This window comes from Streptomyces sp. NPDC031265 (assembly GCF_055570295.1).
This window is the reverse complement of record NZ_JBVIHM010000015.1, coordinates 137,282-159,902: the sequence shown is the minus strand read 5'-3', so window position 1 is coordinate 159,902 and position 22,621 is coordinate 137,282. Positions and strand designations below refer to the sequence as shown.

The 22,621-nt window shown below is 71.8% G+C and carries 17 protein-coding genes; 7 read left to right on the top strand and 10 right to left on the bottom strand.

Going from position 1 to position 22,621, the window contains the following annotated elements:
- The first annotated feature begins 41 nt into the window (after positions 1-41).
- A complete protein-coding gene (locus ACZ499_RS23350) occupies positions 42-1,883 on the top strand; it encodes a bifunctional metallophosphatase/5'-nucleotidase (protein ID WP_468677580.1) in 1,842 nt (613 codons plus the stop codon).
- A gap of 186 nt (positions 1,884-2,069) precedes the next feature.
- Here the strand turns inward: ACZ499_RS23350 and ACZ499_RS23345 are convergent, their stop codons facing one another.
- The 3 genes from ACZ499_RS23345 to ACZ499_RS23335 all read right to left on the bottom strand — a co-directional run bounded on the left by ACZ499_RS23345 (position 2,070) and on the right by ACZ499_RS23335 (position 5,488).
- A complete protein-coding gene (locus ACZ499_RS23345; protein WP_468413095.1) occupies positions 2,070-3,506 on the bottom strand; it encodes a sensor histidine kinase in 1,437 nt (478 codons plus the stop codon).
- Positions 3,503-4,237, bottom strand: a complete 735-nt coding sequence (locus ACZ499_RS23340; protein ID WP_385538437.1) for a response regulator transcription factor — start codon at positions 4,235-4,237, stop codon at positions 3,503-3,505. Before ACZ499_RS23340 ends, ACZ499_RS23345 begins: the two co-directional genes overlap by 4 nt.
- Before the next feature lie 102 nt (positions 4,238-4,339).
- Positions 4,340-5,488, bottom strand: coding sequence for a S1C family serine protease (locus ACZ499_RS23335; protein WP_468677578.1), 1,149 nt, complete (start codon positions 5,486-5,488; stop codon positions 4,340-4,342).
- 907 nt (positions 5,489-6,395) lie between these two features.
- Between ACZ499_RS23335 and ACZ499_RS23330 the strand changes: the two genes are divergently transcribed.
- Positions 6,396-7,274 (top strand): NUDIX hydrolase, encoded by an 879-nt coding sequence (locus ACZ499_RS23330; RefSeq protein ID WP_468677576.1) that lies wholly within the window; start codon positions 6,396-6,398, stop codon positions 7,272-7,274.
- Positions 7,275-7,356: 82 nt separating this feature from the next.
- Entirely contained in the window at positions 7,357-8,187 is an 831-nt protein-coding gene (locus ACZ499_RS23325) for an MBL fold metallo-hydrolase (RefSeq protein ID WP_468413101.1), read from the top strand.
- A 191-nt stretch (positions 8,188-8,378) separates the two neighbouring features.
- Here the strand turns inward: ACZ499_RS23325 and ACZ499_RS23320 are convergent, their stop codons facing one another.
- The gene (locus ACZ499_RS23320; protein ID WP_017947815.1) at positions 8,379-9,053 is read right to left on the bottom strand and encodes a Crp/Fnr family transcriptional regulator; all 675 of its coding nucleotides are present in this window, start codon (positions 9,051-9,053) and stop codon (positions 8,379-8,381) included.
- A gap of 251 nt (positions 9,054-9,304) precedes the next feature.
- On the opposite strand from ACZ499_RS23320, the gene nth reads away from it, so the two are divergent.
- The 4 genes from nth (at position 9,305) to ACZ499_RS23300 (ending at position 13,901) form a co-directional block, all read left to right on the top strand.
- Positions 9,305-10,405 (top strand): endonuclease III, encoded by a 1,101-nt coding sequence (nth, locus tag ACZ499_RS23315; protein ID WP_468677573.1) that lies wholly within the window; start codon positions 9,305-9,307, stop codon positions 10,403-10,405.
- 73 nt (positions 10,406-10,478) lie between these two features.
- Entirely contained in the window at positions 10,479-11,276 is a 798-nt protein-coding gene (locus tag ACZ499_RS23310; protein WP_468677570.1) for an NUDIX hydrolase, read from the top strand.
- A 12-nt stretch (positions 11,277-11,288) separates the two neighbouring features.
- The gene (locus ACZ499_RS23305; protein ID WP_468677568.1) at positions 11,289-12,512 is read left to right on the top strand and encodes a MarP family serine protease; all 1,224 of its coding nucleotides are present in this window, start codon (positions 11,289-11,291) and stop codon (positions 12,510-12,512) included.
- A 48-nt stretch (positions 12,513-12,560) separates the two neighbouring features.
- Positions 12,561-13,901, top strand: coding sequence for a 6-phospho-beta-glucosidase (locus tag ACZ499_RS23300; RefSeq protein ID WP_468677566.1), 1,341 nt, complete (start codon positions 12,561-12,563; stop codon positions 13,899-13,901).
- Between the two features lie 33 nt (positions 13,902-13,934).
- Here the strand turns inward: ACZ499_RS23300 and ACZ499_RS23295 are convergent, their stop codons facing one another.
- The 6 genes from ACZ499_RS23295 to ACZ499_RS23270 all read right to left on the bottom strand — a co-directional run bounded on the left by ACZ499_RS23295 (position 13,935) and on the right by ACZ499_RS23270 (position 22,364).
- The gene (locus ACZ499_RS23295; RefSeq protein ID WP_079126084.1) at positions 13,935-14,114 is read right to left on the bottom strand and encodes a hypothetical protein; all 180 of its coding nucleotides are present in this window, start codon (positions 14,112-14,114) and stop codon (positions 13,935-13,937) included.
- Between the two features lie 139 nt (positions 14,115-14,253).
- On the bottom strand, positions 14,254-15,210 hold the full coding sequence (locus tag ACZ499_RS23290; RefSeq protein ID WP_468677561.1) for an alpha/beta fold hydrolase: 957 nt from the start codon (positions 15,208-15,210) through the stop codon (positions 14,254-14,256).
- Positions 15,207-15,665 carry a phage holin family protein gene (locus ACZ499_RS23285; RefSeq protein ID WP_385538466.1) on the bottom strand — a complete coding sequence of 153 codons (459 nt, stop codon included), beginning with the start codon at positions 15,663-15,665 and terminating at the stop codon, positions 15,207-15,209. The genes ACZ499_RS23290 and ACZ499_RS23285 overlap by 4 nt, the downstream gene beginning before the upstream one ends.
- Before the next feature lie 75 nt (positions 15,666-15,740).
- Complete coding sequence (gene nhaA / locus ACZ499_RS23280) at positions 15,741-17,156, bottom strand: Na+/H+ antiporter NhaA (RefSeq protein WP_468677557.1); 1,416 nt, start codon at positions 17,154-17,156, stop codon at positions 15,741-15,743.
- A gap of 730 nt (positions 17,157-17,886) precedes the next feature.
- The gene (acs, locus tag ACZ499_RS23275; protein ID WP_468677556.1) at positions 17,887-19,842 is read right to left on the bottom strand and encodes an acetate--CoA ligase; all 1,956 of its coding nucleotides are present in this window, start codon (positions 19,840-19,842) and stop codon (positions 17,887-17,889) included.
- Positions 19,843-20,045: 203 nt separating this feature from the next.
- On the bottom strand, positions 20,046-22,364 hold the full coding sequence (locus ACZ499_RS23270) for a bifunctional SulP family inorganic anion transporter/carbonic anhydrase (RefSeq protein ID WP_468677554.1): 2,319 nt from the start codon (positions 22,362-22,364) through the stop codon (positions 20,046-20,048).
- Between the last annotated feature and the right edge of the window lie 257 nt (positions 22,365-22,621).

Below are 22,621 nucleotides of genomic sequence, written 5' to 3'. Positions count from 1 at the left end.
CACGACACGCTTCACGACCAGCTGAATCATTTAGGGGAGAGATGACAGCGACACCCCAGAAGCACCACGGCGGCCGCGCGGGCCGCCGGGTCCTGGCGGCCGCCGCCGGGCTCACCACGCTCGGCGCGCTCATCGCCGCGATGCCCGCGGCCGACGCCCACGACAAGGGCCACGGGCACCCGAAGCCCTCGCGGACGGTGGACGTCCAGCTCCTCTCCTTCAACGACCTGCACGGCAATCTGGAGCCGCCGGCCGGTTCGGCCGGGGCCGTGAACGAGAAGCAGGCCGACGGGACCGTGAAGTCCATACCGGCCGGCGGTGTCGAGTACCTGGCGTCCTCGCTGCGCACCGCGCGCCAGGGCCACCCGTACTCGATCACCGCCGCCGGCGGCGACATGGTCGGTGCCAGCCCGCTCCTGTCCGGCCTCTTCCACGACGAGCCGACCATCGAGGCGCTCAACAAGATCGACCTCGATGTGACGGCCGTGGGCAACCACGAGTTCGACGAGGGCGCGGTCGAGCTGGCCCGGATGCAGAACGGCGGCTGTCACCCGGTCGAGGGCTGCTACGAGAAGGGCAAGAAGTTCCGCGGCGCCGACTTCCCGTATCTGGCCGCCAATGTGACCAGCGAGAAGACCGGCAAGCCGATCCTCAAGCCGTACACGGTCTGGAAGAAGAACGGCGTCAAGATCGGCTTCATCGGTGTGACCCTGGAGGGCACCCCGGACGTCGTGACCGCCTCCGGCGTCAAGGGCCTGAAGTTCCACGACGAGATCGAGACGATCAACAAGTACGCCAAGGAGCTCGACCGGCAGGGCGTGAAGTCCATCGTCGCCCTGATCCACGAGGGCGGGATGCCGGCGACCAACGCGTACAACTACGACTGCGACTCGGCCGGTCCCGGCAGCGGTCTGTCCGGCCCGATCGTCGACATCGCCAAGGGCATCACGCCCAAGGTGGACGCGCTGGTCACCGGTCACACCCACCAGGCCTACGCCTGCACCATCCCCGACCCTGCGGGCAACCCGCGCATGGTCACCTCGGCGGCCTCCTACGGCAAGCTCTTCACCGAGACCACGCTCACCTACGACAAGCGGACCAAGGACATCGTCCGGACCGCCGTGAAGTCGCCGAAGTCGGTGAACCGCATCGTCAGCCGTGACCAGGCCAAGGCGAAGGACATCACCGATCTGATCACCCGCTGGAACAAGCTCGCCGCGCCGATCGCGAGCCGCCCGCAGGGCTACATCTCCGCCGACATCAACGGCCGCGGCTCCGAGGCGCCCGAGAAGCCGCTCGGCGACCTGATCGCGGACGCGCAGCTCGCCGGGCTCTCCCCGGTCGACAAGGGCGGCGCCCAGCTCGCCTTCATGAACCCGGGCGGCATCCGCTCCGACCTCGTCCACAAGGCGAGCGGCAGCGAGGGCGACGGGGTGGTCACCTACGGCGAGGCGTTCACCGTCCAGCCGTTCACCAACATGATGAACGTCGTCGACCTGACCGGCGCCCAAATCATCCAGGGCCTCCAGCAGCAGGTCAGCGGCGGCAACACGGCCACGCCGAAGATCCTCCAGGTCTCCAAGGGCTTCACCTACACCCTCGACATGACCAGGACCGGCGCGGACCGCGTCCTCGTCGACACGGTCAAGCTGAACGGTGTCGCCCTCGACCCGGCGAAGACCTACCGCGTCGCCATGAACGAGTTCCTCGCGGGCGGCGGCGACGGCTTCGCGGCTCTCGGCCAGGGCAAGAACAAGCTGGTCGGCGCGTCCGACCTGGACGTCTTCGATGCCTACCTGGCCGCGAACTCGTCCGCGTCCGCACCGCTCGCGCCGCCGGCCGGGGGCCGGATCACGGTCATCGGCAAGGTGGCGGGCGACTAGTCGCCTCTGTACCTGGGTGGGGCGCCGGAGTGTTTCCGGCGCCCCACTTCCCGTTGAGGGGCGCGGGGCTGTGACATCTGCGGCTCCGCCGCGACGGGGCCCCCGTTCGAGCGAAGCCGAGAACTTGGGGGAGCGACCAGCCCCCACCGGCCCGCAGCCGAACGAAGGACGCGTTCAGCGGCGCGCTCACGCGTCCGGGGCGTCCGGCGGCGGGGTGGGGGCGCCCGGCAGGCGAATCGTGGCAACCGTGCCGGTGCCGTCCGCCGCCGCGCCGAGCGCAATCGTGCCGCCCGCGTGCTGGACCGTACGGGCCACGATGGACAGGCCGAGCCCCGAGCCCGGCAGCGAGCGGGCCGAGGGCGAGCGCCAGAACCGCTCGAAGACGTGCGGCAGTTCATCGGCGGGGATGCCGGGGCCCTGGTCGCGCACGGTCAGGGCGCCCCGGTCGAGCATGACCTCGATGGTGCCGTGCGGCGGGCTGAACTTCACCGCGTTGTCCAGCACATTGACGATCGCCCGCTCCAGGGCCGCGGGCTCCGCCCGTACGTACCAGGGGGCCAGCTGCGCCCTGATCTCCAGCTCCGGCCCGCGCAGCCGGGCGCGGTCGAGCGCGACCCTGGCGATGTCGTGGAAGGCGACGACCTCCAGCGGACCCTCGCGGACCGCGTCGGGCCGGGACAGCTCCTGCAAGTCCCCGATCAGCGCGGCGAGTTCGGTCATCTGGGCCTTCACGGACGCCATCAGCGCCTTGCGGTCGGCGGGCGGGATGGCCCGCCCGGTCTCCTCGCTCCTCGCCAGCAGCTCGATGTTCGTACGGAGCGAGGTGAGCGGGGTGCGCAGCTCGTGCCCCGCGTCCGCGATCAGCTGCGACTGGCGGTCACGGGAGGAGGCAAGAGCGGCGGTCATCGCGTTGAAGGACCGCGAGAGCCGGGCGATCTCGTCCTCGCCCTCGACCGGGATGCGGACGGTGAGGTCCTCGGTGCGGGCCACGTGCTCGACCGTCCCGGTCAGCTGGTCCACGGGGCGGAGGCCCGTACGCGCGACCCAGAGCCCGGCGGCGCCCGCGCCGATGACCCCTATGCCGGAGACGACCAGCAGGACGATCGCCAGTTTGTTGAGCGGCGTCGTCACGTCGGACATCGGCACCGCGATCGAGACGGCGACCCGGCCCTGCGGGCCGAGGCCGCTGATGTGCGCCGCCTGGGTGTAGACGCGGCGTTCCACCCCGGCGCTGTCGGTCGTCGTGTGCAGGGCGTTGGCGCGCGGCCCGTTCGCGACCGCCACGTCCGCGTGCTCCACCTGGAGCTGCGCGGACCTGGGGTTGGCGCACACCGAGGCGTCCGGGAAGACCACCTGGGTCAGCGGGGTGTTGCCCGGCAGCCGGATCGGCTCGGGGTTGGGGCTGCGGCAGGTCCGGATCAGGACGGTGGCGTACTCCGCGCTGGCCGAGCTCGCCGCCTGGTTGCGCAGCCGGTTGTCGAGCTGGCTGGTGAGCACCCCCTGGGTGATGAACCAGCACGAGGCGGCCACCGCGGCCACGGCCACCGTCACCGCCGTGGCGACGAGCAGTGCGAGGCGGGATCTGAGCGGCAGCTCGCGGAACCACCGGAGCGCTCTTCTCACTCCGCGCCGCCCGATCGCAGGGCGTACCCCACCCCCCGCACGGTGTGCACCACGCGCGCCTCGCCGCCCGCCTCGGTCTTGCGGCGCAGATACATGACGTACACGTCGAGGGAGTTGGACGACGGCTCGAAGTCGAAGCCCCAGACCGCCTTGAGGATCTGCTCGCGGGTCAGCACCTGCCGGGGGTGGGCCAGGAACATCTCCAGGAGCGTGAACTCCGTACGGGTCAGCTCCACCACCCGCTCGCCCCGCGTCACCTCACGGGTCGCCAGGTCCATCCGCAGATCACCGAAGGTGAGGATGTTGTCGTCGTGCTGCTCGCCGCCCGCGGGACCGGCGTACGAGCTGCGGCGCAGCAGCGCGCGGATCCGGGCGAACAGCTCGTCCAGCTCGAACGGCTTGACCAGGTAGTCGTCCGCGCCCGCGTCGAGCCCGGTGACGCGGTCGCCGACCGTGTCGCGCGCGGTGAGCATCAGGACGGGGGTGGTGGACCCGGCGCCGCGCAGCCGCCGGGCGGCGGTGAGCCCGTCCATCCGGGGCATCTGGATGTCGAGGACGATCAGATCGGGCCGGTACGCCTCCGCCTTGGCCAGCGCGTCCAGACCGTCGACGGCGACCTCCGTCCCGTACCCCTCGAAGGCGAGGCTGCGCTGGAGCGCCTCCCGCACGGCGGGCTCGTCGTCGACGATCAGGATGCGCTGGGTGTCGTCCTCGGCGGGTGCGGGGCTCATCGGTCTCGGGTCTTCCTCGGGGTGTGGTCCGGCGGTGGTCGGGCGTGGTCCGGGTCGGGTGCTGTCCAGCGTCGCATGCCGCGCCTGCACCTGCCGTGAGGATCAGCTGTTGCTGCTGTTGCCGTTGTCGTCGCTGCCGCTGTTGCCGCTGCCGGAGCGGAGGGAGTCGAGGTCGGCCTTGACGGTGTTGATCGGGATGGCGAAGCCGAGCCCGACACTGCCCGCCGAGGACGAGGAGGACTGGCTGGCGGAACTGGGGCTGTACATCGCGGAGTTGATGCCGACGATGTTGCCGTTCATGTCGATCAGCGCGCCGCCGGAGTTGCCCGGGTTGAGAGAGGCGTCGGTCTGAATGGCCTTGTACGTGGTCTTCGACGAGCCGGTGTCGCCGTTGAACTGCTGACCGCCGAACTCGAACGGCCAGCCGCCGCGCCCGCCACCCTGCTGCCCCTGCCCCTGCCCCTGCCCCTGGCCCTGGCCCTGGCCCTGCTCCTTGGCGACGGTGACGTCACGCTTGAGGGCGGAGACGATGCCGCTGGTGACGGTGCCGGTCAGGCCTTCGGGAGAGCCGATGGCGACGACCTGGTCGCCGACCTTGAGATTGTCGGAGTTGCCGAGACTGGCGGGCTTGAGCCCGCTCGCGCCCTGCACCTTGATGAGCGCGAGGTCCTTGTCGGGGTCGGTGCCGACGACGCTCGCGGTGTACGTCTTGCCGTCGCTGGTCCGCACCTTGACCTGGTCGGCGCCGGCGATGACGTGGTTGTTCGTGACGATCTCACCGCCGGAGGTGATGATCACCCCGGATCCGGTGGACTCCCCGGAGGTGGAGGTCGCGCTGATCTCCACGATGCTGGGCGAGACAGCCTGGGCCACGCCCGCGACGGTGCCGGTGGTGTTCCTGGAGGCGTTCGTCCCCGCGACGCCGGGCGCGCTGGCGCTGGTGTCGCCGCCGGCCCACCGCTCCACGAGCGTGGCGGTCCCGCCTCCCACGGCCGCGGCGGCGAGCGCGACGGCGGCGAGCAGGCCGACGGAGCGGCGGGCGCGGCGGTGGGTGGGGGCCCCGCCGAGGGCGGCGGGGTGCCCGGGGTCACCCGGGATGCCCCCGCCCCCGTTGCCGTTCGCCGGCCAGATGGTGGTCCCGGGCCCGGCGTGCACGGGCTGGCTCGGCTCGTACGGGGGCGGCGGGGGGAAGGCCCCGGACGCCTGCGGATACGGCTGCGGCTGCTTCGGCTGCTGCTCGGGGAAGGTCATGTGCATTACCTTCCCGGCGCTGGATGAGAGCCGTCTGAGGACGGGGTGAGAAGCCCGGCAGAAGGGTGTTTGCCCGAAATAAAGAGGGGCGCTGTGGCGGGGCGGATTCCCCCACCCCGCCCGTTCCCTTAACCCTCCGGGGGTGGGTGGGGGTGAGGGGTGGTTCCCCGGGCGCCGGGCGGGGCTGCGCCCCTGCACCCGTTTGCGGGAGGCTCCGCCCCTGGGCCCCTGGGCCCCTGGCGCCCCCTGCGCCCCCTGCGCCCCCTGCGCCCCCTGCGGGGCCTGCGCCCCCTGCGCCCCCTGCGGGGCCTGCGCCCCCTGCGCCCCTGCACCCCGCCACGGGGGCTCCGACCCCACCACGAAGGTGCTCCGACCCCGATACCCCCGCTGTCGCTCCGCCTACCCCGCTGGGGCGCTGCCCCTGCCGGGGCTCCGCCCCCCAACCCGCCCCCGACCCCGCCTTCGGGGCTCCGCTGGGGCTGCACCCCGACCCCGCCTTCGGGGCTCCGCTGGGGCTGCACCCCGGCGCCGCCTTCGGGGCTCCGCCCCGGACCCCGCTCCTCAAACGCCGGAGGGGCTGAATGCCCGGTCCCGGCTCCTCGCACGCCGCAGGTGCTGAATCTCCCGCCGCCGGTGCCTCACATCGTGGCCGCCCCCCATCCCCCTAAGGGGCGCGGGGAACGGCGCGACCAGCCACGCACAGCCCGCAGACGAACACCGGGCCAAAAATGGGGCGCGGGGAACGGCGCGACCAGCCCCCACCAACCCGCAGACAAACGGGGGCCGGGGCGAAGCCCCGGGACGGGGACGACCGGTACCGGCCAGTGCCGGGGAAGGGGGACGGGGCAGCCCCGGCGCGGAGGCGCGCGGCCTCGAACATGCGCGCGTCAGGGGATAGCCTCCGGCCATGCCCAATGGTCAGTGGTACCCGCCGGAATGGCCCGACCGCATCCGCGCCCTCGCCCACGGTGAACTCACCCCCGTGCAGCCCCGGCGAGCCGCGACCGTCATGTTGCTGCGGGGCGAGGACGAGCCCGGCGGGCTCGCCGTGCACATGCTGCGCCGCCGCACCTCCATGGCCTTCGCCGGCGGCGCCTACGCCTACCCCGGCGGCGGCGTGGACCCCCGGGACGACGCCCGGCGGATCGGGTGGGCCGGGCCCACCCGCGAGACCTGGGCGGCCCGCCTGGGCGTGGGCGCGGACGACGCCCAGGCCATCGTCTGCGCGGCCGTCCGCGAGACGTACGAGGAGGCCGGAGTCCTCCTCGCCGGGCCGGACGCCGACAGCGTCGTGGGTGACACCACCGGCGACGACTGGGAGGCCGACCGCCACGCCCTCGTCACCCGCGACCTCTCCTTCGCCGAGTTCCTCGACCGCCGTGGCCTGGTCCTGCGCTCGGACCTGCTCGGCGCGTGGGCCCGCTGGATCACCCCCGAGTTCGAACCGAAGCGGTACGACACCTGGTTCTTCGTCGCCGCGCTCCCCGAGGGCCAGCGCACCCGCAACGCCTCCACCGAGGCCGACCGGACGGTGTGGATCCGGCCTGCCGAGGCCACGGCCGGGTACGACGGGGGCGAGCTGCTCATGATGCCCCCGACCGTCTCGACCCTGCGCGCCCTCCTCCCGTACGCCACCCCCGCCGACGCCCTCGCCGCCTCGGCGGCCCGCGACCTCACCCCCGTACTGGCGCGGGCGAGCCTCGGCGACGACGGTGAGATCGTGTTGAGCTGGCCCGGGCACGACGAGTTCACCAAGCGCGTGCGTACCGGCGGCGGGACGCCGTGACCGCGGCAGCGCCCAGCCCTATGCCTATGCCTATGCCTATGCCGACGCTCCCGTCCCCGTCCCTCACGGAAGGTGCCCCCGCGTGACCGAAGCCGCGGCCCTCCCCGGCCAGCCCCGCGGCGGGGTGCTCTCCGGCCCCGCCACGACCCGTACCGTCAACGTCCTCGCGCCCAACGCCTCCGCGATGACCCTCGACGGCACCAACACCTGGATCGTCGCCGAGCCCGACTCCGACCTCGCCGTCGTTATCGACCCCGGACCGCTCGACGACGCCCACCTGCGGAACGTGGTCGCCACCACCGAGCGGATGGGCAAGCGGGTCGCCCTCACCCTGCTCACCCACGGCCATCCCGACCACGCTGAGGGCGCGGCGCGCTTCGCGGAGCTGACGCGCACGCACGTACGCGCGCTGGACCCGGCGTTGCGCCTCGGGGACGAGGGGCTCGGCGCCGGCGACGTGATCACCACGGGCGGGCTCGAAATGTGGGTGGTGCCGACCCCCGGCCACACCGCCGACTCCCTCTGCTTCCATCTCCCCGCCGACCGGGCCGTGTTGACGGGGGACACGGTCCTCGGACGCGGCACCACCGTCGTGGCGCACCCCGACGGCCGCCTCGGTGACTACCTCGACTCACTGCGGCGGCTGCGCTCGCTCACGGTCGACGACGGCGTCCACACCGTGCTGCCCGGGCACGGTCCGGTCCTCGACGACGCGCAGGGCGCCATCGAGTTCTACCTCGCCCACCGCGCCCACCGGCTGGCCCAGGTGGAGACGGCGGTGGAGAACGGCTTCACCACGGCGGCAGACGTGGTGGGCCGCGTCTACGCGGACGTCGACCGCTCGCTGTGGCCCGCGGCCGAGCTCTCCGTACGCGCGCAGCTGGAGTATCTGAGCGAGCACGGGTTGATCTGACCGCGAGAGCCGACCGGGCCGCCCGAGCCGACCGCGTTGCTCGTAACTTGCCTTTTGCCACGGTGCACTTGTCAAGGAACGGCGGCGTGTCTGCCACGTATCCACAGACTAGGACCGACCACTGACAACGGGGCCCGCCTCCCGAGGGAGACGGGCCCCGTCACGTACGAACGCGCAGGTGAACGGCCGTGTCAGCGCGAGCGCTTGGCGAGCCGCTCGACGTCGAGCAGGATCACCGCACGGGCCTCAAGACGCAGCCAGCCGCGCTGCGCGAAGTCGGCCAGAGCCTTGTTCACCGTCTCGCGGGAGGCGCCGACCAGCTGGGCCAGCTCTTCCTGCGTCAGGTCGTGCACGACGTGGATGCCCTCCTCCGACTGCACGCCGAAGCGGCGCGACAGGTCGAGGAGCGCGCGGGCGACGCGGCCCGGGACGTCGGAGAAGACCAGGTCGGACATCTGGTCGTTGGTCTTGCGCAGTCGGCGGGCGACGGCGCGCAGCAGGGCCGTGGCCACCTCGGGCCGGGCGTTCAGCCAGGGCTGGAGGTCGCCGTGGCCGAGGCCGAGCAGCTTGACCTCGGTGAGCGCGGTCGCGGTGGCGGTGCGCGGGCCCGGGTCGAAGAGGGACAGCTCGCCGATGAGCTCGCCGGGGCCGAGGACCGCCAGCATGTTCTCGCGGCCGTCGGGGGAAGTGCGGTGGAGCTTGACCTTGCCCTCGGTGACCACGTAGAGGCGGTCGCCGGGGTCGCCCTCGTGGAAGAGGGCGTCGCCGCGGGCGAGCGTCACCTCACTCATCGAGGCGCGGAGCTCCGCGGCCTGCTCATCATCGAGCGCCGCGAAGAGCGGGGCGCGCCGCAGAACGTCGTCCACGAGTTCTCTCCTTGTCGACCGGTTCAGGGGACCGTGTTCCCCTTTTTACCGGACGGGGTAAACAGTGCGATCAATCACAAGGATGACGCACCGGCGCGCCGGACTGTGCGGCAGGGGGCCGATTGGGGTGGTGATTCGCTGTGGCCGGGGCGGATGTCAGTGCGTGGCTTTAGGCTGGCCGGGTGTCCAATTCGCCGGTGAGAGCGCAGGCCAGGGGGGCCACAAGAGTGTCGGCAGGCAGTGATTCCGCTGTGGGCGAACAGCCCGCGAGTAAACCGAAAAAAGCCGCGAAAGAATCAAAATCGGCCAATCGGGCCGCGTCGGTGCCACAGCCCGCCCCGGGCGCGTCGGCCACCCCGAGCGCGCCCGCGAAGGGGCCGGCCGAGGGAGAGGGAACCGCGGCCAAGGAGGCCCCGGCAAGGAAGGCCGCGCCCAAGAAGGCGGTCAAGAAGGCCGTGGCCAAGAAGACCGTGCCCGTGAAGACCGCCGCCAAGAAGACCGTGCCCGTGAAGACCGCCGCCACGAAGGCCCCGGCGAAGCCCGTGAAGACCGCCGCCACGAAGGCCCCGGCGAAGCCCGCCGCCAAGCCCGAGTCCCACCTCTCCATGGTCCGGCGCGCGCGGCGGATCAACCGGGAGCTGGCGGACGTGTATCCGTACGCCCACCCGGAGCTCGACTTCCGCAACCCCTTCGAGCTGCTGGTCGCGACCGTCCTGTCCGCGCAGACCACCGACCTGCGGGTCAACCAGACCACCCCCGCGCTGTTCGCCGCGTATCCGACCCCCGAGGACCTGGCCGCGGCCGACCCGGAGGCGGTCGAGCAGCTGATCCGGCCGACCGGGTTCTTCCGCGCCAAGACCAAGTCGATCATGGGGCTCGCCGCCGCCCTCCGCGACGACTTCGGGGGCAATGTCCCGGGCCGCCTCGACGACCTGGTGAAGCTCCCCGGCGTCGGGCGCAAGACGGCGAACGTGGTGCTCGGCAACGCCTTCGGCGTTCCCGGCATCACCGTCGACACGCACTTCGGCCGTCTGGTCCGCCGTTGGAAGTGGACGGACGAGGAGGACCCGGTCAGGGTCGAGGCCGTCGTCGCCGAGATCTTCCCGAAGAGCGAGTGGACGATGCTCTCGCACCGCGTCGTCTTCCACGGCCGCCGCATCTGCCACGCCCGCAAGCCCGCCTGCGGTGCCTGCCCCATCGCCCCGCTCTGCCCGGCGTACGGGGAGGGCGAGACGGACCCGGAGAAGGCGAAGAAGCTCCTGAAGTACGAGAAGGGCGGCTTCCCGGGCCAGCGGCTCTCCCCGCCCCCGGACTACCCGGGGCAGCCCGCCCCGCCGCTGGGGGCGGGATGACGGATCGCGGATGACCGGACGGAACGAACGCGACCGGCCCGGACGTTGTGACCGGTGGACGACGGGGGTGCCCATGACGCACGCGAGTGACACCAGCAAGGCGAGTGACACCAGCAGGACGTACGAGAGGTATGAGGGCGGCACGGGCGGCGCAGCCCCGCCCGACGGCCACCAGGGCCACGACGGCGGCTCCCAGGGCCTCCACAGCCCCGTCGTGAGCCGTGACGGGCTGCCCGAGTGGCTCGACCCCGTCGCGCGCGCGGCCGACCGGATCGAGCCGCTCCAGCTCAGCCGGTTCCTGCCGCCCGAAAGCGGCGCCGGGCGCCAGTCCGCCGTGCTGATCCTCTTCGGTGACGGCCCGGCCGGGCCCGAGCTGCTGCTCATGGAGCGCGCCAGCCAGCTGCGCTCGCACGGCGGCCAGCCCTCCTTCCCGGGCGGCGCCCTCGACCCCGAGGACGGCGACCCGCAGACCACCGGCCCGCTGCGCGCCGCCCTGCGCGAGGCCGAGGAGGAGACCGGCCTGGACCCCGAAGGGGTACAGATCTTCGGCGTGCTGCCCCGGCTCTACATCCCGGTGAGCGGCTTCGTGGTGACCCCCGTCCTGGGCTGGTGGCGCGAGCCGACCGCGGTGCGGGCGGTGGACGCGGCCGAGACCGCCCGGGTCTTCACGGTCCCCGTGGCGGATCTCACGGACCCGGCCAACCGGGCCACCGCGGTCCACCCGCGGGGCCACGCAGGCCCGGCCTTTCTGGTCGAATCCGCCCTCGTCTGGGGCTTCACGGCCGGTGTGATCGACCGGTTGCTGCACTTCGCGGGCTGGGAGCGCCCCTGGGATCGCACCAGGCGGGTCCCGCTCGACTGGCACGCGTGACAGGGTGGGCCCGTGAACGTGCTGGACATCCTGTTGCTGGTCGCCGCCGTGTGGTTCGCGATCGTCGGCTACCGCCAGGGCTTCGTCGTCGGCATCCTGTCGGTGATCGGCTTCCTCGGCGGTGGTCTCGTCGCCGTGTATCTGCTGCCGGTCATCTGGGACCAACTGACCGACAAGCGGGACGTGTCGACCACCGCCGCGATCATCGCGGTCGTCGTCGTGATCGTCTGCGCCTCCGTGGGCCAGGCCTTCACCACGCACCTGGGCAACAAACTGCGCCAGCACATCACCTGGTCGCCCGCGCGCGCCCTGGACGCCACGGGCGGCGCGCTGGTCAACGTCGTGGCGATGCTCCTGGTCGCCTGGCTGATCGGCACCGCGCTCTCCCCACTGGCAGACCCCCAGGACTCGTCGGGCCGGGGGAACGCGCTGGGACGGGCGGTCAACGACTCCCAGATCCTGCGCGGCGTCGACAAGGCGATGCCCAAGCAGGCGTACACCTGGTTCTCGGACTTCTCCTCCATGCTGGCGCAGAACGGGCTGCCGCAGGTCTTCGCCCCGTTCACCAACGAGTCGATCACCAAGGTCCCGCCCCCCGACCAGGCGCTGGCGACCAGCCCCGTCGCGGCGCAGGCCAAGCGCTCGATCGTCAAGGTCACCGGCACCGCGCCGAGCTGCGGCAAGCGTCTTGAGGGCACCGGTTTCGTCTTCGCCGAGCGCCGCGTGATGACCAACGCCCACGTAGTGGGCGGTGTGGAGGACCCGAAGATCCAGATCGGCGGCCAGGGGCGGACGTACGACGCGACGGTGGTGCTCTACGACTGGCGCCGCGACATCGCGGTCCTGGACGTGCCCGACCTGAAGGCCCCGGTGCTGCACTTCTCCTCCCAGGCGGCGCACAGCGGCAGCGGCGCGATCGTCGCGGGCTTCCCCGAGGACCAGCCGTACGACGTGCGCGCCGCGCGCGTCCGCGGCCGGATCACCCCGCCGGGCCCGGACATCTACCACCGCTCCACGGTCACCCGCGAGGTCTACTCGCTGTTCACCACGGTCCGCCCGGGCAACTCCGGCGGCCCCCTCCTCACCCCCGACGGCAGGGTCTACGGAGTGGTCTTCGCCAAGTCCCTCGACGACCCGAACACCGGATACGCGCTGACGGCCGGCGAGATCCGCGAGGACATCCAGCTGGGCCGCACTGCCAACCAGCAGGTCGACAGCCAGCAGTGCGCCCTCTGACCGCCACGTTGCCGCCCCGCTGAACCCCGACTCCCCGAAGAGGCCGGAATGCGACTGACGATCCTCGGCGGCGGCGGCTTCCGCGTGCCGCTCGTGTACGGCGCCCTGCTGCGCGACCACGCACCCGGCCGGGTCACCGAGGTCACGCTGTACGACGTGGACGCGGCCAGGCTCGCCGCCATCGCCAAGGTCCTGGCCGACCAGGCCCGCGACCTCGCGGACGCGCCCGCCGTACGGGCCACCACCGACCTCGACGAGGCCCTGCGCGGCGCCGACTTCGTCTTCTCCGCGATCCGCGTCGGGGGCCTGACGGGCCGGGCGGCCGACGAGCGGATCGCGCTCGACGAGGGCGTTCTGGGCCAGGAGACGGTCGGCGCGGGCGGCGTCGCGTACGGACTGCGGACCGTGCCCGTGGCGGAGGCGATCGCCCGCCGGATCAAGGCGGTCGCCCCCGGTGCCTGGGTCATCAACTTCACCAACCCGGCCGGTCTCGTCACCGAGGCCATGGCCCGCCACCTGGGCGAACGCGTGATCGGCATCTGCGATTCGCCGGTCGGCCTGGCCCGCCGCGTGGCCCGTACGGTCGGCGCCGACCCCGACGCCGTACGGCTGGACTACGCGGGCCTGAACCACCTGGGCTGGCTGCACGGCCTCTACGAGGGCGAGGAGAACGTGCTGCCGCGCCTGTTCGCCGACGACGCGCTGCTGACCTCGTTCGAGGAGGGCAAGCTCTTCGGCGCCGACTGGCTGCGCTCGCTGGGCTCGGTGCCCAACGAGTATCTGCACTACTACTACTTCAACCGCGAGGCCGTGGCCGCGTACCGGCAGGCGGAACTCACGCGCGGCGCCTTCCTCCTGGACCAGCAGGCGCGCTTCTACGCGACCGTGGCGGGCGGCGAGCAGGCGTGGGACGCCTGGGACCGCACCCGCGCCGAGCGCGAGGCGACGTACATGTCCGAGAACCGGGAGGTCTCGGGCGCGGGCGAGCGCGCCGCCGACGACCTGGAGTCGGGCGGGTACGAGAACGTCGCCCTCGCGCTGATGCGGGCGATCGCGCGCGACGAACCGGCGACGCTCATCCTCAACGTGCGCAACGGCGCCTCGCTGCACGCCCTCGACGCCGAGGCGGTCGTCGAGATCCCGTGCCACGTCGACGCGTCAGGCCCGCGCCCGCTGCCCGTGACCCAGCTGACGGGCCATGAGGCGGGCCTGGTCAGCGCGGTGAAGGCGGTCGAGCGGTGTGTCCTGGAGGCCGCCGATGCCGGCTCGGTGCGGGAGGCGGTGAAGGCCTTCGCCCTGCACCCGCTGGTCGACTCCGTCCAGGTCGCCCGACGGCTCCTGGACGGCTACCGGAGTGCCCACCCGGGCCTCGCGTATCTGCGCCCGTAATCGCATACGTACGTCGTCCACGAGCGGCTCGTACTACGTACGCGAATGGCGCAGCCGCGCCGAGACCCAGCGGGCCCGGCGGCGGAGGATACGCGGAATACCGAGTTGGGGATCATGGCCCTGACCTTGCGGGCCGCCCCTCTCGTGCGAAATCGGCGCGGTGGCCGAGCGGCGGTTGCGTGCTGCGTCACCGTAGTCGTGCGTCCAGCCCATACCCCGACGTCTGCCCGGGCCCCAAGGTCGGTAACCGCGTCTCGGGCGGCCAATTGGCCTATGCGCCGGGCATTTGGCTGTTCGTCAGACAAGCGTTCCCGTCCGCTTGCCGGACGGGGCGGGCGGCCTACCGGCCTGCCTACCGGTCGGGCTCGGGATCCTTCAGCCAGTTCACCAGCTCCGCCGAGAACGCGGCCGGGTCCTCCTCGTGGGGGAAGTGCCCCAGACCGTCGAACAGCCGCCAGCGGTACGGCGCTTCGACGTACTCGCCGGAGCCCGCCGCGCTGCGGGTGCGCATCACCGGGTCGAGCGACCCGTGCAGATGCAGCGTCGGTACCCGTACCGGCCGCTTCATCCGGCGGTTGAACTGGATGCCGTCGGGCCGGGCCATCGACCGCACCATCCAGCGGTACGGCTCGATCGAGCAGTGCGCGGTCGACGGGATGGTCATCGCCCGCCGGTAGATCTCCACGGCCTCGTCCTCCGGCGCCAGCGGACCCGACCACTCCCGCACCAGCCGCCCCACCAGCGCCGCTTCGTCCGCGACGAGCTGACGCTCCGGGACCCACGGCCGCTGGAAGCCCCAGATGTACGAACCGGCCCGCGACTGCGAGGGGTCGGAGAGCATCGCGGAGCGCCAGCGCCGGGGGTGCGGCATCGAGGAGACGACCAGCCGGCGCACCAGCTTGGGCCGCATCACGGCCGCCGTCCACGCGAGATAGCCGCCCAGATCATGGCCGACCAGCGCCGCGTCGGGCTCGCCGAGCGACCGTACGATCCCGGTGATGTCCAGCGCGAGGTTGGCCGGGTCGTAGCCCCGGGGCGTGCGGTCGCTGCCGCCGACGCCCCGCAGGTCCATCGCGACCGCCCGGAAACCGGCGTCGGCGAGCGCGGTCAGCTGGTGCCGCCACGTCCACCAGAACTGCGGAAAGCCGTGGAGCAGCAACACCAGCGGACCGTCACCCAGCTCCGCGATGTGGAAGCGCGCACCATTGGCCGCTACGTCCCTATGTGTCCAGGGACCATCGATGCGGACAGGGCTGCCATTGCCGCCAGGGCTGCCCGTGGCGCCGGTACCGGTATCAGGTGCGGTCATGCAGACGAGCGTGCCACAGCCGGGGCCTGGTCCGTCACCGGGCGGGGATGCGGCTTGACCCCCCCGAGCACGGCGGCGGTCTGCTTGGCCGAGGCGATGGACTTCTCCGGCGGCTTGACCTTCTTGAACTTGGCCACGGCCAGCAGCCCGAGCAGGGCCGCGAGCAGCAGGAACGCTCCGCCCACGATCAGGAACGACCAGGCGAGGCCCAGTCCCAGGTTGTGGATCCCGTACGCCGCCGCGAAACTCAGCACCGGCAGCGAGAACAGGACGAGCACTCCCGCGGTACTGATGGCGATGCCACCGATCGCGCCGCGCTTGACGTCCTGGCGCAGCTCCGCCTTGGCGAGCGCGATCTCGTCGTGCACCAGCGCGGACATCTCGGCGGTCGCCGAGGCGACCAGTTGGCCGAGGCTGCGGTCGGCTCCGGCGGCGGTGTTGCTGGGGTCGCTCATTCGCTGACTCCCTCTTCTCTTCTCCGGTCCCGTCATCTCCCGGCCCAGATGTCCTTCTCCGGCCCAGATGTCAGATCATGCCGGACGGCCGCCCTCGTCGCTCCCCGCCCCCGCCAGTTGCGCGAGGCGGCGGTGCTCGGCGGCCTTCGTCTCGTAGATGGCGGCCATCCGCAAGTGGTAGGCCGGATTGTGCTGTTCGTACACATCCGGGATGCCGTCGTGGTCCTCGTCGCGCTCCTCCTCCTCGACGAGCGCCTGGTACCGGCGTACGCGCAGCTTCAGCAGGACCGTGGCGCACACGGCCGCGATCAGCGAGCCCACCAGCACGGCGGCCTTGATCTCGTCCGCAAGCGCGCCCTCGCCGTCGAAGGCCAGCTCGCCGATGAGCAGCGAGACGGTGAAGCCGATCCCGGCGAGTGCGGCGACGGCGAAGACGTCCGGCCACGCCAGGTCGTCGTTGAGCTCCGCCCTGGTGAACCGGGCGGCGCACCAGGTGCCGCCGAAGATGCCGACCGCCTTGCCGACCACCAGGCCGAGCACCACGCCGAGCGTCTCGGGCCGGGTGAAGACGTCCGCGAGCGCCCCGCCGCTGACGCCGACCCCGGCCGACATCAGCGCGAAGAGCGGCACGGCGAGGCCGGCGGACAGCGGCCGCACCAGGTGCTCGATGTGCTCGCCGGGAGAGTGCTCCTCGCCCTCCCGGCGGGTGCAGCGCAGCATCAGGCCCATGGCGACGCCCGCGATGGTGGAGTGGACGCCGCTGTTGTACATCAGCCCCCAGATGACCAGGGCGAGCGGTACGTACACGTACCAGCCGCGCACGCCCTTGCGCAGCAGCAGCCAGAAGACCGCGAGGCCGACGACGGAGCCGCCGAGAGCCGCGAAGTCGATTTCTTTGGTGAAGAACACGGCGATGATGAGAATGGCGAACAGATCGTCGACGACGGCGAGCGTCAGCAGGAACGCGCGCAGGGCGGACGGCAGCGAGGTCCCGATGACCGCGAGCACGGCCAGCGCGAAGGCGATGTCGGTGGCCGTCGGCACGGCCCACCCGTCCATCGCGCCGCCGCCGACGGTGTTGACCAGCGCGTATACGAGCGCGGGCACGGCCATGCCGCAGAGCGCGGCGATCACCGGCAGTGCGGCGGCCTTGGGATCACGCAGCTCGCCGGCCACGAGCTCGCGCTTGAGCTCGATCCCGGCGACGAAGAAGAAGACCGCGAGGAGCCCGTCGGCGGCCCAGTGCTGCAGCGAGAGGTCGAGCCCGAGGGCCTCGATCCCGACATGGAACCCACGCACATCGGCGTAGCTGCCACCAAGGGTGTTGGCCCAGATCAACGCCACGATCGCGGCCACGAGCAGCAGCACACCGCCGACGGTCTCGGCACGCAGCGCGTCCGCGACGAAGTTCCTCTCGGACAACGAGAGCCGCCCGAGAATCTTCCGGCTTTTGCTCTTGCTGCTGTCCTTGCGGGTTACGGGCGCGGCCACGGACGACCTCCGGTCGGTTCGGCGGGCATGACAAAGCACGTTGCCGACCAGACTTCCCGGCGCACCTGGGTCCCTCTTGTCGCGCCGTTGACGCGAGTGCCGCGACTGACGCGATCCTTACTTTACCTAACTCTTTACCCGGGCGCGGGGGGATGATTCCGGTGATCGTCACTTTATGCGCAAGTGGGGCGGGGGGCGCGGGGGCCCGGTGTTTGTCTGCGGGTCGTCTGTGGTTGCTCGCGCAGTTCCTCGCGCCCCTCAAGGCAGAACGGGGCCCGGCCACATTTCAGCCCCTCCGGCGTGCGAGGAACGGGGCCCGCACATGCAGCCCCTCCGGCGTTTTGGGGGCGGGCAGGGGCCGCAGGCCCCGCCCTTCAGGGGCGCGGGGAACTGCGCGCCCAGCCACAGGCGGCCTGTAGACGGACAGGATCCGGGGGCGGAGCCCCGAAGCGGGGTGCAGGGCGAAGCCCCAGTGGCCCACCCACCCTGGGCACCGGGCCTGTCCGGGGTGGAGCCCCAGTTGCCCCCACCCCTGTCACCGGGGTCCGGGGCGGAGCCCCGAGGGGTGCAGGGGCGCAGCCCCGCCACGGGGTCCGGGGGCGTAGCCCCCGGGAAACCACCTCCACCCCCACCCACCCCCGGAGGGTTCAGGGAAGGGGCGGGGTGGGGGAGAACCGTCGGAGGCCCAGCCACGCACACCGCGCAGCCGGGCCCCCGACCTCCACCCCGCTCAGTCCTCGCTGGACGCGCCAGGCAGCTTCGTCTGGATTAGATCCATCACCGACGAGTCCGTCAGCGTCGTGACATCCCCCAGCTCCCGGTTCTCGGCAACATCCCGCAGCAACCGCCGCATGATCTTCCCCGACCGCGTCTTCGGCAGCTCCGCCACCGGCAGCACCCGCTTCGGCTTGGCGATCGGCCCCAGCGTGGTGCCGACATGCGCCCGCAGCTCCTCCACCAGCCCGTCCGACTCCGGCGCCGAACCCCGCAGGATCACGAACGCGACGATCGCCTGCCCGGTCGTCTCGTCGGCCGCGCCGACCACCGCCGCCTCGGCCACCGACGGGTGCGACACCAGCGCCGACTCGACCTCGGTCGTCGAGATGTTGTGCCCGGACACGAGCATCACGTCATCGACGCGGCCGAGCAGCCAGATGTCCCCGTCCTCGTCCTTCTTCGCCCCGTCACCGGCGAAGTACTTGCCCTCGAACCGCGACCAGTACGTGTCGATGAACCGCTGGTCATCGCCCCAGATGGTGCGCAGCATCGACGGCCACGGCTCGGTGAGGACGAGGTACCCGCCGCCCCCGTTCGGCACCTCGTGCGCCTCGTCGTCGACGACGGTCGCCGCGATGCCGGGCAGCGCACGCTGCGCGGAGCCCGGCTTGGTCTCGGTGACGCCCGGCAGCGGCGAGATCATCATCGCCCCGGTCTCCGTCTGCCACCACGTGTCCACGATCGGGCACTTGTCCGCCCCGATGTGCTTGCGGTACCACATCCACGCCTCGGGGTTGATGGGTTCGCCCACCGAGCCGAGCACCCGCAGCGACGACAGGTCGAACTTCGCGGGGATGTCGTCGCCCCACTTCATGAACGTACGGATCGCCGTCGGCGCCGTGTAGAGGATCGTCACCCCGTACTTCTGGACGATCTCCCAGAACCGCCCCTGGTGCGGGGTGTCCGGCGTGCCCTCGTACATGACCTGCGTCGCGCCGTTGGCCAGCGGCCCGTACACGATGTACGAGTGGCCGGTCACCCAGCCGATGTCGGCGGTGCACCAGTACACATCGGTCTCGGGCTTGAGGTCGAAGACCGCGTGGTGCGTGTATGCGGCCTGCGTCAGATAGCCGCCGGAGGTGTGCAGGATGCCCTTCGGCTTCCCCGTCGTCCCCGAGGTGTACAGGATGAACAGCGGGTGCTCGGCGTCGAACGCCTGCGGGGTGTGCTCGGCGGACTGACGGCCGACGATGTCGTCCCACCAGACGTCCCGGCCCTCGGTGAAGGCGGTCTCCTGGCCTGTACGCCGCACTACCAGCACGTGCTCGACCTGCGGGCACTTCGCCACGGCCTCGTCGATCGCGGGCTTCAGCGCGGACGGCTTGCCGCGCCGGTACCCGCCGTCCGCCGTGATGACCAGCTTCGCGTCGGCGTCCTGGATACGGGAGGCGACGGCGTCGGCGGAGAAGCCGCCGAACACCACCGAGTGCGCCGCGCCGATCCGCGCGCAGGCGAGCATCGCGACGGCCGCCTCGGGGATCATCGGCATGTACACCGCGACCCGGTCGCCGGCCCGGACACCGAGCTCGGTAAGGGCGTTGGCGGCCCGGGAGACCTCGTCCTTCAGCTCCGCGTAGGTGAGCGCGCGGCTGTCGCCGGGCTCGCCCTCGAAGTGAATGGCGACCCGGTCGCCGTTCCCGGCTTCGACGTGCCGGTCCACGCAGTTGTACGCCACGTTGAGCTGCCCGTCGGCGAACCACTTCGCGAACGGTGGGTTCGACCAGTCGAGCGTCTCGGTCGGTGCGGTGGCCCAGGTGAGGCGCCGGGCCTGCTCGGCCCAGAAGCCCAGCCTGTCCGCCTTGGCCTGCTCGTACGCCTCCGCCGTCACGTTGGCGTCGGCAGCCAGCTCGGCAGGAGGAGCGAACCGGCGCTCCTCCTTCAAGAGGTTGGCCAGGCTTTCGTTGCTCACGACATCTCCCTTTCCCAGGGCGTCCTATGTGCCTATGTGTCCCGGGCCATAGCTCATCAGGCCAATCGCCGGGTGACAAGGGTCTCCCGAAAATTGGTTTAGACCTATAGGGGATCCGGGGCATCGGCGTGTCATCAGACGGTCTCACGGACACGGTCCGCCCTGGGTTCAGGCATACGCGGAAGGCGCGGCGCCACACGACGTCAGATCGGGGACGCCTCAAGGGCCGTCGGCCCCACCCCCTCGAACACCTCCTCGCAGTCGTCGGACGCCAGCAAGTACGCCTGGGCCTCGCCCACATGGAAGTACATCCCGTGCAGCGCCAGCGTGCCCTCGGCCAGCCGCCGGGCCACCGACTCATGGCTCCGCAGATGGTCCAGCTGCTGCACCACATTGGTGAGGCAGAGCTGCTCGACGGCGTCGGCGGGCAGCCGCCCGGCGATCCGCGCCCAGGAGTACTTGCGGCTCGCCATCCGCTCCAGGCTGGGCGCCCCGTGCCGCAGCCACCGCCGCAGGGGCGTCTGCGGGCCGTCCGGCTTGCCGTTCAGCAGCGCCTGCATCGCCCCGCAGCCGGAGTGTCCGCAGACCGTGATGGATTCGACCCGCAGCACCTCGACCGCGTACTCGATCGCCGCCGCCACCGAGTCGTCGCCGCACTCCGCGCCCGGCGGGGGAACCAGATTGCCGACGTTGCGCACGGTGAACAGATCGCCCGGGCCGCTCGACGTGATCATGCTGGTGACCAGCCGGGAGTCCGCGCAGGTGAGGAAGAGCTGGGACGGCTGCTGCCCTTCGCGCGCCAGCCGCGCCAGCTCGTCCCGCACCAGCGGCGCGGTGTTGCGCTGGAACGAGCTCAGCCCGCTGGCCAGTTGGTGCCCGTGCCGCCTGGGCGCCGGCGCCTTGTCGTGGCAGTGGTGGTTGCGCCAGGGGGTCCAGGGCCGGCAGCAGCTCTGCGAGCTGGATGCGGGCTCGGTGATCCGTCCGTCGGACCGGCCGGTGACCCTCACCTCGCCACCGCGCGCGGTGTGCGTGTCCTGCCAGCCCTGCAGTGCCTCGTACGCCGCATGGTCCATGAACGAGCCGTCCAACTCCACGACGGCGCTGGCCCCTTGGGGTACCTGGTTCAGCATCCGGGTCAGCCGGGGCACGGCGAGGAACGTCAACTGCCCGCGCGCCCGCACCAGGTACGACAGGTCGTCCTGGCGCTGCACCGTGATCCGGGTGTGCGCCACCCGGCGCAGCGCGACCGCGACGGCCACGGCGACCCCGATGACCACGCCCTGGAGCACCCCGAACAGGAGCACCCCGGCCACCGTCGCCACGTACACCATGAACTCGCGGTGCTTGTGGACTTTCCGGATGTGGGCGTAGGACACCATCTGGATGCCGACCATCATCACCAGCGCGGCCAGCGCCGCCAGCGGGATCCACTCCAGGACGGCCACGAGAAGCCCGGCGGCGAGCAGCACCCACACCCCGTGCAGCACGGTGGAGGCGCGGCCGGTCGCCCCGGCCCGTACGTTGGCGCTGCCGCGCACCGCGCCGCCGGAGACCGGCATTCCGCCGAGCAGCCCGGAGACGGCGTTGGCGATGCCCTGACCGCGCAACTCCCGGTCGAGGTCGGCCCGGGCGGGTGCGGTGCCCCCCGGCCGCTCGGCGGCCAGCTTGTCCACGGCCACGGCGGAAAGCAGCGACTCCAGGCTGGCCACCAGCGTCACCGTGAGCACGGCGGCGGCCAGCCCGGCCACCGGCCCGTGCGGCAGCTCCGGCAGCACATGGGCGTCCCAGGAAGGCAGGTCGACCCGGGCGATGTGGGGCGCGGCCACGGCGGCCACACCGGTGGCGATCACTACACAGGCGAGCGCGGCCGGAATGCGGCGCAGCGCCTTTCCGACGCGTCCCGGGAGGCGGGGCCACGTCATGAGCACGGCGATCGTGAGCGCCCCGACTAGGGGGGCGGCAGGGCCGACCTTGGCCAACTGGCCCGGAAGAGCCTGGGCGTTGTCCACGGCCGAGCTCTGTGGGGAGCCGCCCAGGACGATGTGGAGCTGGGCGAGCGCGATGGCGGCGCCGATGCCGGCGAGGGTGCCGTGCACGATGGCGGGGCTCACGGCGAGCGCGGAGCGCGCGGTCTTCAGCAAGCCGAGTGCGATCTGGAGCAGACCCGCGAGAACGGTGATGGCGCAGGTGGTGCGCCAGCCGTAACTCTGGATCAACTCGGCCGATACCACCGTGAGTCCGGCGGAGGGGCCACTGACAAGGAGTGGTGAGCCGCCGAGCAGCCCGGCGACGATGCCGCCGACACCGGCGGCGATGAGGCTGGCTTCCAGCGGGGCGTCGATGGCGACGGCGAGGCCGAGCGACATCGGGACGGCGAGCAGGAAGACGGTGACGGATGCGGACAGATCGGCTCCGGCGATACGGAAGCGGCGGCCTCCATTCCTGGGGGGCGGGGCGTGCGGGTGCTGGGGGCTGTCGGTGTGAGTGAGGGGCTGGGTGCGGGTGGGGACGCAGGCAGACATATTTCCCGTCTCCTCCGGGGCAGCGCGGTCGCGGATGTGGGGTCGCGGCCGTGGGTCACGGCGTGCAGCGGCGGGATTCTCAACTCTCGGTAAACGAATCGTAATGCAGAGTAAAGGTCAGCGCTCCACATTTAGGGCAAATAGGCCAACGATTCACTCTCAACGGTGAATAAGCAGCTTTTCGTGCGGCCTGTCGCACCCTCTTCCTTCATGCTGCGTGTCACTTTTGCGGCGATTTGATGACATTCAGTGCAAGA

Excerpts from the sequence above, each read along its gene's own strand:
- ACZ499_RS23350 (WP_468677580.1), top strand. The coding sequence starts at position 42 with ATGACAGCGACACCCCAGAAGCACCACGGCGGCCGCGCGGGCCGCCGG.
- ACZ499_RS23340 (WP_385538437.1), bottom strand. The coding sequence starts at position 4,237 with ATGAGCCCCGCACCCGCCGAGGACGACACCCAGCGCATCCTGATCGTC.
- ACZ499_RS23335 (WP_468677578.1), bottom strand. The coding sequence starts at position 5,488 with ATGACCTTCCCCGAGCAGCAGCCGAAGCAGCCGCAGCCGTATCCGCAG.
- ACZ499_RS23330 (WP_468677576.1), top strand. The coding sequence starts at position 6,396 with ATGCCCAATGGTCAGTGGTACCCGCCGGAATGGCCCGACCGCATCCGC.
- ACZ499_RS23310 (WP_468677570.1), top strand. The coding sequence starts at position 10,479 with ATGACGCACGCGAGTGACACCAGCAAGGCGAGTGACACCAGCAGGACG.
- ACZ499_RS23300 (WP_468677566.1), top strand. The coding sequence starts at position 12,561 with ATGCGACTGACGATCCTCGGCGGCGGCGGCTTCCGCGTGCCGCTCGTG.
- ACZ499_RS23295 (WP_079126084.1), bottom strand. The coding sequence starts at position 14,114 with ATGGGCTGGACGCACGACTACGGTGACGCAGCACGCAACCGCCGCTCG.
- ACZ499_RS23290 (WP_468677561.1), bottom strand. The coding sequence starts at position 15,210 with ATGACCGCACCTGATACCGGTACCGGCGCCACGGGCAGCCCTGGCGGC.
- ACZ499_RS23285 (WP_385538466.1), bottom strand. The coding sequence starts at position 15,665 with ATGAGCGACCCCAGCAACACCGCCGCCGGAGCCGACCGCAGCCTCGGC.
- ACZ499_RS23270 (WP_468677554.1), bottom strand. The coding sequence starts at position 22,364 with ATGTCTGCCTGCGTCCCCACCCGCACCCAGCCCCTCACTCACACCGAC.